Here is a 13,491-nt window from a genome sequence, read left to right on the forward strand (position 1 = left end):
GCGCCCACAGGTTGGAAGCATTGACCGCAGTCTTCGGCCCGCCTCCTTCGGAGGCGGGCTCTTCTTTGCCCCTCTGCAGCGCTTTGTGTCGCCTGGGGCAGCGGCAAATCCATTATGTCATTCTAATGGACACCCGACTCGGTGATTGCTACTCTCCTCCCGCGGGATGGAAGCCTTCGGCATAGCTTGGGGCGCCGTGCGTCTATCAAAGGCAAGTTGAATTGCCGCATGGCGTTGTCCCTGAATCGAGATCGCTTCAAGGAGACGTCCAGGAACTCACTTCTTCGACTTCCGTCACGCTCGCGCTTCGGGTCGGCTCGTTCCGACCGATCGCGATTGTGCAATCAGGAGGTTGCTGCATGAGGCGGCTGGCAGCGATCATGGATGCCGACGTCGTCGGCTACAGCCGATTGATGGGGCGGGACGAAACGGGAACCTTCCAGGCATTGAAGGCGTGCCGCAATGCTTTTATCGCGCCTGCCGTTGCCGAGCATGGCGGACGCGTCGTGAAACAGACGGGTGATGGTACCCTTGCGGAATTCTCGAGCGTCGTCGATTCCGTCGCCTGCGCCATGGCAATCCAGAAACGAATGGCTGAACGCGACGGGCGGGCCGGCGCCGAAGACCTGCAACTGCGTATCGGCATCCATTTGGGCGACGTCATCGTGGAGGACGGCGATATTCACGGCGACGGCGTCACGGTTGCCGCCCGACTGCAGAGCCTCGCTCCCCCGGGCGGCATCTGCGTTTCCCAGCAGGTCCATGACCAGGTCGCATCGAAGCTCGACTTCCCGTTGAGCGATTTCGGCCGGCGGACGCTCCGCGACGGCCATGCGCCGATACGCGTGTGGCGATGGCAGCCGGACGGCACCGACGGCCCCGTGGCCGAGACACCCGCCGACGACCGGCCGCCCCCGGATCAAAAGCGCCCGTCGATGGCCGTCCTGCCCTTCGCCAATCTCTCGAGCGTCGACGGCCAGGAACATTTTTCGGACGGTTTTACCGAAGAGCTCATTGCCACCCTTGCCCGCTGCCGCTGGCTCCGGGTCGTCGCCCGCAACTCCTCCTTCGCCTACAAGGGCGCCGCCATCGATGTCCGCAAGGTCGCCGAGGACCTTGGCGTCAAATATGTGATCGAAGGCAGCATCCGCCGCGCGGGCAACCGCATCCGCATCACCGCGCAATTGCTGAGCGGTGAAACCGGCATGCTGCTCTGGGCGGAACGCTACGACCGGATGCTCGACGACGTGTTCGTGCTGCAGGACGAGATTGCCGGCCAGATCACCGGCACAATCCAGCCGGAGCTCGGCATCATCGAATTCGCCGCGCTGCGCGGCCACACCGCCGCCGACCTTAACGCCTGGAACATCTATCTGAAGGGCCTCTGGCATCTCTATAAATTCAATCTCGACGACCTCAGGATCGCCAAGGAGTTGTTCGAGCGGGCGATCGAGCTCGAACCCGGCTTCGCCCAGGCCCATGCGCGCCTCGCCTATGTCCATATCCAGCTCGGCTGGTACGGCCCGCTTTCCGAACGCGCCGAGCGCATCGGCGACGCCATCGCCCTGGCCGAGCGGGCGATCGTGCTCGACAGCCGTGAACCGGCCGCGCATGTGGCCCTCGGCCGGGCGCTTGCCCTCGGCGGCCAGCCGGAACGCGGCATCAATCATCTTCGCAATGCGTTGAGACTGGATGCGAGCTTCGCGCAGGGCCATTTCGCCCTCGGGCAGGCGCTCTGCTATGTCGAGCGGCCGGAGGAAGCCATTGCCGAGATCAAGGAGGCGTTCCGGCTGAGCCCGCGCGATCCGCATCTCTGGACGTTTCACAACATGCTGGCGATCGCGCATTATCAATCGGGCCGCCTCGACGAGGCCGCCGCGGCGGCACGGGCATCGCTCCGCCAGGAAAACGTCACCTTCTGGCCGGCCATGGTGCTGGCAGCGGTCCTCGGCGCCGAGGGACCGACCGCCGAGACCCGCGAAGCCGTCTCGGATATTCTCCGCCGACGCCCCGACCTGACGACGGCGACGGCGCGGGCCGAATTCTATTTCGGCGACCGCCCGGCCATGTCGGAACAATTCGTCGACCGCTTCGTCAATGACCTGCGCCGCGCCGGCCTGCCGGAATAGCCTCGAGAATCCGGGTGAGGGACTTTCCCCACCGCCGCTACTGCAGCGGCCGCCCCGGCGCTGCCGCCTGGCCGTTCACGGCCCCGGCCGCTGCCTCGTCCGCTCGGATGCTGTCGAGGCCGGTCGCCACGACCGAGACGCGGAACGTGCCGTCGAGGGTGCGGTCGAAGATCGCGCCGACGACGATGTCGGCCTCGTCATAGACTTCCTCGCGGATGCGGGTGGCGGCCTCGTCGACCTCGAACAAGGTCATGTCCATGCCGCCGGAGATCGAGACGAGCACGCCCTTGGCGCCGCGCATCGAAACCTCGTCGAGCAGCGGGTTGGCGATCGCCGCTTCGGCGGCCTTCATCGCCCGGCCTTCGCCCGTCGCCTCGCCGGTGCCCATCATCGCGCGGCCCATGCCCTTCATCACCGTCTTCACGTCGGCGAAGTCAAGATTCATCAGGCCTTCCTTGACGATCAGGTCGGTGATGCAGCTGACGCCCGAATAGAGCACCCGGTCGGCGATCATGAAGGCGTCGGCAAAGGTGGTCTTCGCGTCGGCGATGCGGAAGAGATTCTGGTTGGGGATGACGATCACCGTGTCGGCGCTTTCGCGCAGTCGCTCGATGCCGAGCTCCGCCGTCTGCATCCGCCGCCGCCCCTCGAAACTGAAGGGCTTGGTGACGACGCCGACGGTCAGAATACCGGCCCGCCGCGCCGCTTCGGCGATGACGGGAGCTGCCCCGGTGCCGGTGCCGCCGCCCATTCCGGCGGTGACGAAGCACATATGCGTGCCGCCGAGGTGGTCCATGATCTCGTCGATCGATTCCTGTGCCGCCGCATTGCCGATATCCGGCACCGAGCCGGCGCCGAGACCCTCGGTGATCGCCGTGCCGAGTTGGATTCGCCGTTCAGCCTTCGACATCGCCAGCGCCTGCGCGTCCGTATTGGCGGCGATGAAATCCACGCCCTGCAGGTCTTCGGCAATCATGTTATTGATGGCGTTACCGCCGCCGCCGCCCACGCCGATGACGGTGATTTTCGGGCGCATCTCCGTGATGATCGGCTTCTTGAACTCTGTCATGCTCTTCTCCTTGGGCAGATCCCCGGCTGTCAAAGGCTGTCCGTCCCCCCGGAACCTGCGATCGAAAGCGGCGCGGGCGCGAATCACGCATTGTCATTGTAGGAATTCAAAAAAGCCACGGAGAAGGCAAGAGCGGCGAAAACAAGGCGCGTCCACAGCTACGAGCAAGAGTAGCTTGGCGAGCCATTATATGACGCCGGAGCGCCTGCGGAGAGGAACAAGGTCCGACTGCCAGCGTTCATGCTGCACATTCACCTAAGGGAGTGGCTGCCATGGGCGTGAGAAATGCACCGACGGAAAAGGGCAAGCAAGCTGCCCGCGGCCTGCGCGACAGCGCCGCGCAAGAAGAGAAGGAGACCGAGGCGAGGAAGGGATCGGACCTCGCCAAAGGTGCAGACCGGTTCGATGAACGCTCCAGGAGCTCCGACGGCAGGAGCGCCGCAGCGAAGCAAAAGCCCAAGAAATAGGGCGGAAACACCGCCCTCAGTCTTTCTCCGAGGCGGGCGCGGTGTAGCGGCGGCGCACCGCTTCCGCCAGCCGCTTGCGGCTTTCGGCCGGGGCCAGCGAACGATCCTCCTCGAGGGCCGCGGCTTCGTCGGCGAGTTCCGGATCGCCGATGCGCTCGCCGAACCATTTCGAATAGTCGCCCGCCCGCAGGTGATGGTCCCAGGTCTCATCGTCGACCCCCTCTGCGATCTGCAGGAACATCATCAGATTGTGGGCCCGCAGGTTCAGCCTCTTCTCCGGGCCGCGGAAATAGAAGCTCGCATCCTCTCCGAGATGTCCCTCGGCATATTTCCGCGTGTGCCGCTTGCGCACCTGCTTCGGCTTTTCGACGCGGATGCGCTGCGCCGGCGCGCCGGCCGAGCGCCGCCAGAAGAGGACTTCCTCGTCCGAGTGGCGCCGGTCGAGCCCCTCCGGCAGATCGTCTCCGGTGGCTTCGCAGAAGCTCTCGATCGCCTCCCGCCCCTTGGGCCCGAGCGCCGCGACCGCGGTCACCGCCGAAAGCGCCTTGGGCGAGACCGAATCCGGGTGAACGGTGATCATGATGGTTCCCGAGCGGTCGTCGGACAGCGCCAGCGAAGCGCTGTCGCGCGCCGCCGGCATGAGGTGGTGGGCCTCGTCGATGATCAGCCAATGCGGCCTGCCCGTTCGAGCACGCATCGCCGAAATGTCCGGCATCAACTCCGCGAAAAACCCCGGCCGCTCCTGAAGCTCGAAGCCGAGCGCGCTGACGACGACGTTGTCCTCGGGATTGGCAAGGAGCTCCAGCACCTGGCGATTCGTCGGCGTGACAGAGCCGCTGCCGACGGTCACGGCACCCTCGAGATCTTCGTAATCGCCCTCCGGATCGAAGACGCAGAATTGAAAGCTCTGTTCGCGCAGCCGCTCCGAAAGCGCCGTCGCCAGTGTCGATTTGCCGATCCCGGAGCTGCCGGTGATGAGCAGCACGTCGGGCGGCGTTATCACAACGGGCCCGGCGTCATTTTCGCCGATCTGCACCTGATGGCGCGCATTGGTGCAGAACGCGAAATCCTGCGCGATAATCTCGCCGATCAATTCCTCGACGCCTTCGCCGCGTGCGCCCTCCAGCGCGAAATCGGCGGTATCCTTCACCGCAGGCAACGCATTCGCCACGGCGGCGCCGCAGCCGCACATCCGCAATAGGGCGTGGTCGTTTTCCGCATCGCCGACGGCGACGACATTCAGGAAAGAGAGTTGCATCTCCTTGAGCGCCGCCTTGAGCCCGCTCGCCTTGTTCACCCCGCTCGGCAGCACCATGACGGCGCCCTTGTTGAAGATGATTTCCAGCTCGAGGCCGAGCTCGTGGATCGCCTCGAGCACGGCTGTCTGATGCGGCTCCCAGGTGGCGACGATCGTGCGCCCGACCGAGATATTGTCGACGCCCTTCTCTCTCAGGAGATCGACGAACTCCGCCGGCGGCGCCGGCGCCAGCGGCCGCTCCTCTTCGGTCTCCGGCGTATAGAGGAGCGCGCCGTTCTCGGCGACGATCTTGTCGAAGAGATCGGTTTGCGGAAACACCCTTTTCAGATCCGGCAATTCGCGTCCGGTAACGAGCAGCAGCTTGCGGCCCGTCTCCCGCAGTCTTTTCAGCGCTTCGAGGCTTTCGGTCCTGACCGTGCCGTGATCGGCCAGGGTCCCGTCATAATCCGTCGCAAGAGCCATGTAATACATGCGGGCTGCCTTTCCTTGAGCTCGTTCTGCAGGATGGAACGTCAAAGCTCGGGGCTGGTTCCCGCGGCGCTGGCTCGGAGTTCCGCCGGGTCCGTCGGCTTGGGCATGGATCTTCGGGCCAAGCGCCCCAAGCAGGAGCGGCCAGTCACCTTGCCGCTCCGCCCGCTCGGGCAGGGCAAGTCAGAGCTTCGCTTCGAGGACCAGGTTGAATGGCGTCTCGAAGGCGCGGCGGAAGCGGGTGAAGCCCGCCTTGCGGAAGACATCGGCCAGCCGCCCCTCGCCGGCCTGCGCGCCGAGCACCAGGCGACCGCCGTCGGAGATCGCATGGGCACAGCAGATGGTGGTCGAGGCCGCGTAGTACAATCTTCCCACCGGCGAAATGTTGTCCTCGACGCGATCATTCGCGAAGGGCTCCACCAGCATGACGACGCCGTCCGGCGCCAGTGCCTTGGCGGCATGGCTCGCTGCCGCTACCGGATCGCCCATGTCGTGCAGCGCGTCGAAGAAGCAGATCAGGTCGTAGTCCTTGCCCGGATAGCCATCGGCGCGCGCCTCGCGGAAGGTTGTCTGATCGGCAATGCCCGCTTTGGCTGCGGCTTTCCGCGCCTCGAACAGCGACTCCTGATGCGTGTCGAAGCCGCAGAACCTCGATGCCGGAAAGGCCTCCGCCATCAGCACCGTCGAATGGCCGTGGCCGCATCCGATGTCGGCAACAAGACCACCCGCCTCGAGCTTGTCGACGACGCCGTCGAGAGCTGGCAACCATTCGGAGACCAGGCTCGCCTTGTAGGCATTGCGATAGAAGGATGCGACCCCGCAGGAGAGCCGCCCGTCGTGGTCGCCCCATGGAATACCTCTACCGGTGCGGAACGCCTCGACGGCCTTGTTCTCGTCCGCCCACATGGATGCGGGGACTGCCCAGGCATTGGGAATGAAGGTGGGGCTGTCCGGATCGGCAAGCACGAGAGCCTGTTCCGGAGTGAGCTCGTAGGTGTTGCTGACACTGTGGTAGGAGACGTAGCCGCCTGCGACTTGCGAATTGAGCCATTCGCAAACATATCGTTCGGCGCAGCCGCTACGCTTGGCCAGTTCACGCGCGCTGAGCGGGCCGGCCCCAGCCATGGCCTTGTACAGGCCGAGCCGGTTGCCGAGGCTGATCATGACGCCGCCATAGCCGGCCGAAAGATCGCCGACCGCTCGCGCGACAAGCGCGTCGAGCTTCGCAGAATCGATTGCGCCGCGGTGGATGTGTTGCATGTTCGTGTCTCCTCTTGAAGCGCTCCGGGGAAAGATCCGGGCTGCCCCATCAATCGCAGAGACAGGGCACGAGAGGCAGAGCCGTTATCTCCAGAATCGGGCCGTTCGGGCCACATGGGCAGCAGCAGGCCAGGAACGTGGCGCGACAATCTCGCCGGCGCTATTGTCGGACTCGCAAAGAGGGAGTCGACATGCTGCGTGATACAGTTGCGACCAGATCCGAGCCGCTCCACGTGAGCCTCATCGCCATTCCGGAGGCCGTCGTCTCGACTCTCTCCGGCATCTTCGACGTGATGAACGCCTTCGCCATGATGCCGTCCTCCGACAATGCCCCGGCACCGGCACCGCCGTTTCGCGTCGAGATCGTCGGGCTCAGACCGGGGTTACTCGAGCTCGCCAGCCGCGTCCCGGTCATGGTCCAGCGCGCCGTTGACGAGCTCGAGGCAACCGATATCGTCATTGTCCCATCGATCCTGCTTGGCCCGGAAGGCTGGCAGAAGGGCCTGCATCCGGAACTGGTCGACTGGTGTCGCGCGATGCATAGACGCGGAGCGCTCCTGTGCTCGGCTTGTTCAGGCATTTTCCTGCTTGCCGAAACCGGCCTCTTCGATGGCGAGCAAGCGACGGTGCATTTCGGCTATGCGGCAGCCTTCGCCTCTACCTTTCCGCAGGTGCCGATCCACCCCGAGCGCGTGCTTGTCGTCTCCGGAAAGAGCGACGAGCTGATCACTTCCGGAGCGTCGATGACGTGGCACGATCTGGTGCTGTATCTGATCGCGCGCCACGCCGGAGCAACATCCGCACAGACGGTCGCGCGATCCTTCGCGCTGCAATGGCACCAGGACGGGCTCGCGCCCTATATCGTATTCGAGGGGCGCAAGGACCACGGAGATCACGCGATTCAATCGGCCCAGGACTGGGTTGCCACGCACTTCTCTGTGGCCAGGCCCGTGGAAGAAATGATCCGGCGCACCGGGCTCACCGAGCGTACCTTCAAACGACGGTTCACCAGCGCTACGGGCCTTAGCCCAATCGCCTATGTTCAGCGCCTCCGAATAGAAGACGCCAAGCGCCGCCTGGAGCGGACTGAAGCCTCGGTGGACGAAATCAGCTGGCGCGTCGGCTACGAAGAACCCGCCTTCTTCCGGCGCCTCTTCAAACGCATCACCGGCCTGCCGCCGGGGGTCTATCGGAGGCGTTTCAAGATCCCCGACTATGCCCTTCCACTCTCCCGAGGCGGAGGAGCCTCTCCATAAGTGGCGGTCCCTGTCGGCAGCAGGTATCGACCCGACTTGAGCCACATTCATCGAGTCGCCTAGGCAGTCGCCGCTAAAGGCGCCAGCCATGGCCGATGACGAACGGCACCAAGGCGCCCCCGTCGATCGCCACGCTGCTGTAAGCCTTGAGGCGCTGGCCACCGGAAAGCGCGAGGTCGAGCGCGAAACGCTCCCCTTCGAAAACGCAGGAAACCACCCGCATGGGGATCCCGTCGGTGCCGCGGTGGACATGCTCCGGCCGGATGAGCACATCCGCAACCGGCCGCCTGCCCGAATCTCCGGACCCAGAATCTCCGGGCCCAAGCGCTAACCTGAGGCGTGGCCAGTCGATCTGCCGCCCCGCCCCTTCGGGCAGGCTCAGCCGCAAGATATTGCCGCGGCCGATCAGTCCGCCGACGACCCGGCCCTCGGGGCGCGCATAGATTTCCGCCGGTGGCGCCACCTGCAGGAGCCGGCCTTCCGACATCACCGCGACGTCGGTCGCAAGCGCCATCGCCTCCGCCTGGTCGTGCGTCACATAGATCATGGTCGCGCCGGAGCGCTCGTGAAGGGCGCGGAAGGTTTCCTCCATCGCCTTGCGCAGATGCTGGTCGAGATTGGCGAGCGGCTCGTCGAGCAGGACGACATCTGGTTCGGTGACGAGGCAGCGGGCGAGCGCCACCCGCTGCCGCTGGCCGCCGGAGAGCGCCGCCGGCCGCCGCTCGGCAAAGTCTTCGAGCTTGACGAGCGCCAGCGCCTCGACGACCCGCCGGCGATAGGCCTCGCCGGAAACGCCGCGCACTTTCAGGGGGTAGCCGACATTCTCCGCCACCGTCATATGCGGCCAGAGCGCATAGGACTGGAACACCATCGCCATATTCCGCCTTTCCGGCGGCAGCGACCGGGCGGCGTCCGATAGCCGCCGCCCGCCGAAGTCGATCGAACCGCCCGTCGGCTGCTCGAAGCCGGCGATCATCCTGAGAAGCGTCGTCTTGCCGCAGCCGGAGGGACCGAGAAGCGCCAGAAATCCCTGGCGGCGGACGGCAAGCGAGACATCCGAGACCGCTGGGCGCTCGCCTCCGAAGGTCTTCATCACGTGATCGAGGATCAATTGCGCCACGGCAGCACGCCCTCCGGCATGTATCTCGCGGAGATTTCCAGCGCCGCCATCAGAGCCGTCACCATGAGGACGACGAGGACCGAGAGCGCCGAGGCAAGATCGGAGGAACCGCTGTCGTCGAGATTGAAGATCGCCACCCCGAGCGTCTGCGTGCCGGCCGACCAGAGCAGCGCCGACACCGTCAGCTCGTTCGCCGCGATCAGGAAGACGAGGATGACGGAGGCGCCGGCCGCGGGCGCGATCACGGGCAGCAGCACGTCGCGCATGCGACGCAGGAGACCGGCCCCCGCGAGCCGCGCCGCCTCTTCGAGCGACGGGTCCATCTGCAGCATGGCGCTCATCACCGGCTTCAGGCTGACAGCAAGAAAGGAAGAGAAATAGGCGGCGAGAATGATCCAGACCGTGCCGTAGAGCGACAGCCCGACGAGCGGCAGCGGCGCCGCGAAGAGAAGGACGAAGGCGACGGCAAGGACGATGCCCGGCAGCGCATAGGGAACCTCGATAAGGATCGCCAAAAAATTGGCAAGCGCACCCTTCCGTCGCGCCAGCAGATAGCCGGCAGGCACGGTGATGACAAGCAGACCGACCGCGGCGGCGGAGGCGAGAAAGAGTGAATTCCGGAACGCCGTCAGCGTCAGGGATTGGCGACAGAGGATTTCGCCATAGGCGCGGAAGGAGACCGTCTCGAGCGTCAGAGGCACGCCATAGGCCGGCACCAGCGAGCTTGCGACGAGCGCCAGCAGCGGCGCCGCGAGCACGAGCGCCAGCACGCCCCAGAGCAGGCCTTCGACGAGGAGCCTGAAGCGGCCGAGCGAAAAGGCGGCACTGGCACCGGAAAGGCCGAGCGGGCGATAGTCCCGGCCCTGAAGCATCCGCTGCTGCAGGAGGAGCCCGGCGGCGGAAATGACGGCGATCAGGGTCGACAGTATGGCGATCTCGCCGAAGGTGGAGGTGCCGAAGCTCGCGAGCCGGCTATAGATCAGGGTCGGCAGCGTTTCGATCGAGGCGGGAATGCCGAGGATCGCCGGAATGCCGAAATTGCCGATGCCGGAAACGAAGGCGATCGCCGCGCCCGCGACCAGTCCCGGACTTCCGAGCGGCAGCAGGATGTCGCGGAAGACCCGCAAGGGCGAAGCGCCCGCAAGGCGCGCCGCCTCGACGCCGTCACGCGGGATTGCGGCAAGCCCGGCCTTCACCGCCAGGAAGACGAGCGGCGCATGCTGCACGCCGAGCAGAAGCGCGATGCCGGAAAGCGAGTAGAGCGGCTGCGGTCTACCGAGCGGCGGCGCCAGCCCCAGCGTCTTCAGAAGCGGACTCGACGGGCCCGACATCTCCACCCAGGCAAGCGCCGTCACCTGCGGCGGGATCATCATCGGCAGCATGAAGGCGAAGCTCAAGAAGAGCTTGCCGCGAATGTCGGTGAGCGCCAGGGCGAAGCCGAAGAGCGTGCCGAGCACCAGCGAAACGGCCATGCCGCCTGTGGCGGCCAGCAGGGTGTTGCGGAGCGCGGCGATGGTGGCGGGCTCAAGAAGCAGCTTTGCGCCCTCGCCATCCGTCAAACCGCCAAGGCCGGCCCAGCCGAGACGGATCAGCGGCAGCGCCGAAAGCAGGAACACGAGGCAGAAGACCAGGGGCAACAGCCAGCCGGGCTCGCCGCCGGCGGTCGCCTGCGGGCTGCTGCCGTGCTCCTGCGGCGCCAGCCGCCTCGGCTTGCGTAACCCGTCTTCCGTAACGTCAGGCGACGACGGGTGGTTCAGTTCCTTCGCGATCCTGCCCGGCACGGCCGGCGACGCCTCCCCTCGCCGTCCGGCGCCTTCCAGCGTTTCGCCGCCAAAGGCAAGCCGCAGCCGGCCGAAACGGCCACCGCGGGCGATCTCGTCCGTTCCGGAGCAGGCACCCGCGGATTTCCCCGCGGGTGCCTGGCCGGATTCCGTCTGCCGCCGGTTCTGAACCGGGAACCGTGACACATTTTTGCGCAACTTGCTCAGCATCAGCCGATCAGTTGGTGCCGAAGACGCCGGAGAAGGTTTTAAGGTCCGCTTCGGCATTCTTCACCGCCGCGGCCGCATCGACCGGCAGAACCTTGATCGTCTCGCGGGCCGGAAAGCCTTGCGGCAGCGCCACGCCGTCGCGGGCCGGGATATAGCCCATCTTCGATGCCAGCTTCTGGCCCTCCACGGAGAGAAGGAAGTCGACGAACTTTTTCGCGGCGTCTGCATTCTTCGCGGTCTTGAGGATCGCCACCGGCTCGGTGACGACGGAAACGCCTTCCGCCGGGAAGACGAACTCCACCGGTGCGCCCCTGGCCTTTTCGCGGATGGCCATGAAATCGACCACCATGCCATAGGCCTTCTCGCCGGTTGCGACTGCCTTCAACACCCCGCCATTGCCGCCGGCGGCCGTCGCGCCGTTTCCGGCAAGCGCCTTGTAGTAGTCCCAGCCGAGGCCGTCGATCGCGGTCAACGTCTGCGCATGGATCAGCGCCGCGCCGGAGGTGAGCGGGCTCGGCATGGTGACGAGGCCCTTTGCCTCCGGTTTCGCCAGGTCCTGCCAGCCCGTGGGCTTCATCGCGGCAGCCGTGTTGTAGATGATCCCGGTGGTGATCATCTTCGTCGAGTAGTAGGCGCCGTCCGCGTCGAAGAGCGCGGCATCGTAAGCCGCCGCTTCCGGAGACTTGTAAGGCATCAGGTGCCCCGCTTCCTTCAGCCGCTGCATCGTCACCGTATCGGCGATCAAGAGCACGTCCGCCGCCGGATTGCCCGCTTCGATCTCGGCCATCAGCTTGGCCATGATCTTCGTCGTGCCCTCACGCACCCACTCGACCTCGACACCGGGATTTGCCGCCTCGAACGCATCCACCGTCGCCTGCGCATCCTCATTCGGCTGGCTGGTGTAGAGGATCAGGCTTTCGGCCTGCGCCGCGGTGGAGAGAAGACCGGCAATGGCTGCTGCGGCAACGGCGGAGATGATCGTTTTCATGGCGTAGCCCTCGGCTTGTGGAATATGGAGCCGAGGGATAGTGGCGTTGTTTTACAGGGGTGTGACAGGGGGGGCGAATGCGGCGCTACTGCATGTCTCCTTTGATTGGTCTAAGGCAAAGACATGCAGCAGTTCAAAGTGTTACGACGCCGCTGCGTGCCTCAGGACGGCGACGCCGCCGGCAAGGCGTTTCCGGCAGTGCCCCGCGCCTCCGTGACTGCGGCCCGGACGAGCGTCCGGCGGCGCAGCATCAAGGCGTAGACTGCCGCGTAGATGCCGATCACGACCACGCCGACCCACTCGATCTTGAACGGCGTGAACTGATAGGCCATCACCAGGCCCAGCTGAAGAAAGAAGTGCAAAGGATAATATGCCGGGCCGAGCCGTGTCTTCGTCCAGCCAAGATTGAGGCCGTAGAGACGGATCAACGAGTCGAGCGAATTCACGACGAAAACGATCCCGACCGTCACCATGAACCAGTTCAACCAGCCGGGAATTGTGATCTGCCGCTCGAAGTAGATGTAAAGCACCGCGAACCAGACGGCCAAGGGGATGGAAGGCAGAAGGATCATCGCGCCGGCCAGCCGCCATGTCCTGAGCCCTCCGACGAACATGGACACGAACTGGCCGATCATGATGCTCCACGAGAACCACCAGAAAAGATAGAATTCGTGATAGGCGGTGATCGGGCTGACGAAACGGTGCAGATTTGCAAAATAGTCCGACAGCAGGCCGAGATTCGACGCGAGACTGCCCGCTCCAGCGCCGCCGGAGTAATAGGCCGCCGCCGGTACCGCGACGACAGCCAGGGTCACGAACATCCATGTCGAACTGACGGCCAGCCATTTCATGAAATTGACGCTGCCGCTGGAATAGACCGACACCGCGATGACGCAAAGGACGATCGCCCACAGCGCGGTCGCCGAAACATCGCCGATATAGCTCGGCAAGGCGGTGAGAAAGAGATAGCAGGTGAAGGCGCAGGTCGCGATCACCGTGAGGTTGTAGACCCATTTGACGATCGCAATCTCGAAAATCTGCAGCCGCGGTTCGAGCACGACGAAGTAGAAGGCCGAGAGAAAGTACATCATCCAGACCAGCGGTCCCCACATGCCGAACTCGATGGCGAGCGGATTGGTGAACCGGTAGGCCTCATCCGCCGCGTAAACCGGAAATTCGGTGAGCGGCAGCATGACGAGACCCATGTCCAGGCCGGCCGTGAACAGCAGCGCCACGAAGGTGAAGGTGCCGACCGGGGTTTGCCCGCAACAGCGGACGTTGCTCCAGCGCAGGATGACGAAGACAGCGCTGATTAATACCGCCAGATAGGCGGTGCTGATGATGTAACTCACTGATGACCTCCCTTGCGGCAGTTCCGCCAGATTGATCGAGAGGGGAAACGCCGCCCGTAGGACGCCACAGGAACGGCAGAGATCTACGTCGGAGAACGACGCGGCGACAACCAAATGCGACGAAAGCGCCTCG

The 13,491-nt window shown here is 65.0% G+C and carries 10 protein-coding genes; 3 read left to right on the forward strand and 7 right to left on the reverse strand.

The window, feature by feature from the left end; genetic code table 11:
* The first annotated feature begins 359 nt into the window (after window positions 1–359).
* Entirely contained in the window at window positions 360–2,129 is a 1,770-nt protein-coding gene (locus EKH55_RS09785; RefSeq protein WP_069457333.1) for an adenylate/guanylate cyclase domain-containing protein, read from the forward strand.
* Window positions 2,130–2,166: 37 nt separating this feature from the next.
* On the opposite strand, the gene ftsZ is transcribed toward EKH55_RS09785, so the two are convergent.
* Window positions 2,167–3,198, reverse strand: a complete 1,032-nt coding sequence (gene ftsZ, locus EKH55_RS09790) for a cell division protein FtsZ (RefSeq protein WP_069457332.1) — start codon at window positions 3,196–3,198, stop codon at window positions 2,167–2,169.
* A gap of 272 nt (window positions 3,199–3,470) precedes the next feature.
* Between ftsZ and EKH55_RS09795 the strand changes: the two genes are divergently transcribed.
* Window positions 3,471–3,665 (forward strand): hypothetical protein, encoded by a 195-nt coding sequence (locus tag EKH55_RS09795; protein ID WP_069457331.1) that lies wholly within the window; start codon window positions 3,471–3,473, stop codon window positions 3,663–3,665.
* 16 nt (window positions 3,666–3,681) lie between these two features.
* On the opposite strand, the gene EKH55_RS09800 is transcribed toward EKH55_RS09795, so the two are convergent.
* Complete coding sequence (locus EKH55_RS09800) at window positions 3,682–5,394, reverse strand: HAD family hydrolase (RefSeq protein ID WP_069457330.1); 1,713 nt, start codon at window positions 5,392–5,394, stop codon at window positions 3,682–3,684.
* A 180-nt stretch (window positions 5,395–5,574) separates the two neighbouring features.
* On the reverse strand, window positions 5,575–6,651 hold the full coding sequence (locus tag EKH55_RS09805) for a class I SAM-dependent methyltransferase (RefSeq protein WP_069457329.1): 1,077 nt from the start codon (window positions 6,649–6,651) through the stop codon (window positions 5,575–5,577).
* Window positions 6,652–6,842: 191 nt separating this feature from the next.
* Between EKH55_RS09805 and EKH55_RS09810 the strand changes: the two genes are divergently transcribed.
* Complete coding sequence (locus EKH55_RS09810) at window positions 6,843–7,907, forward strand: GlxA family transcriptional regulator (protein WP_069457328.1); 1,065 nt, start codon at window positions 6,843–6,845, stop codon at window positions 7,905–7,907.
* 73 nt (window positions 7,908–7,980) lie between these two features.
* Here the strand turns inward: EKH55_RS09810 and EKH55_RS09815 are convergent, their stop codons facing one another.
* From EKH55_RS09815 to EKH55_RS09830, 4 genes are all read right to left on the reverse strand, one after another.
* Window positions 7,981–9,027, reverse strand: a complete 1,047-nt coding sequence (locus EKH55_RS09815) for an ABC transporter ATP-binding protein (RefSeq protein WP_083265242.1) — start codon at window positions 9,025–9,027, stop codon at window positions 7,981–7,983.
* The gene (locus EKH55_RS09820; RefSeq protein ID WP_106407773.1) at window positions 9,015–11,018 is read right to left on the reverse strand and encodes an ABC transporter permease; all 2,004 of its coding nucleotides are present in this window, start codon (window positions 11,016–11,018) and stop codon (window positions 9,015–9,017) included. The genes EKH55_RS09815 and EKH55_RS09820 overlap by 13 nt, the downstream gene beginning before the upstream one ends.
* Before the next feature lie 7 nt (window positions 11,019–11,025).
* The gene (locus tag EKH55_RS09825) at window positions 11,026–12,006 is read right to left on the reverse strand and encodes an ABC transporter substrate-binding protein (RefSeq protein ID WP_069457327.1); all 981 of its coding nucleotides are present in this window, start codon (window positions 12,004–12,006) and stop codon (window positions 11,026–11,028) included.
* A 161-nt stretch (window positions 12,007–12,167) separates the two neighbouring features.
* On the reverse strand, window positions 12,168–13,358 hold the full coding sequence (locus EKH55_RS09830; RefSeq protein WP_069457383.1) for a BCCT family transporter: 1,191 nt from the start codon (window positions 13,356–13,358) through the stop codon (window positions 12,168–12,170).
* Window positions 13,359–13,491 lie beyond the last annotated feature (133 nt).

It is taken from the genome of Sinorhizobium alkalisoli, from assembly GCF_008932245.1.
In the GTDB taxonomy this organism is placed as follows: Bacteria; Pseudomonadota; Alphaproteobacteria; order Rhizobiales; family Rhizobiaceae; genus Sinorhizobium; species Sinorhizobium alkalisoli.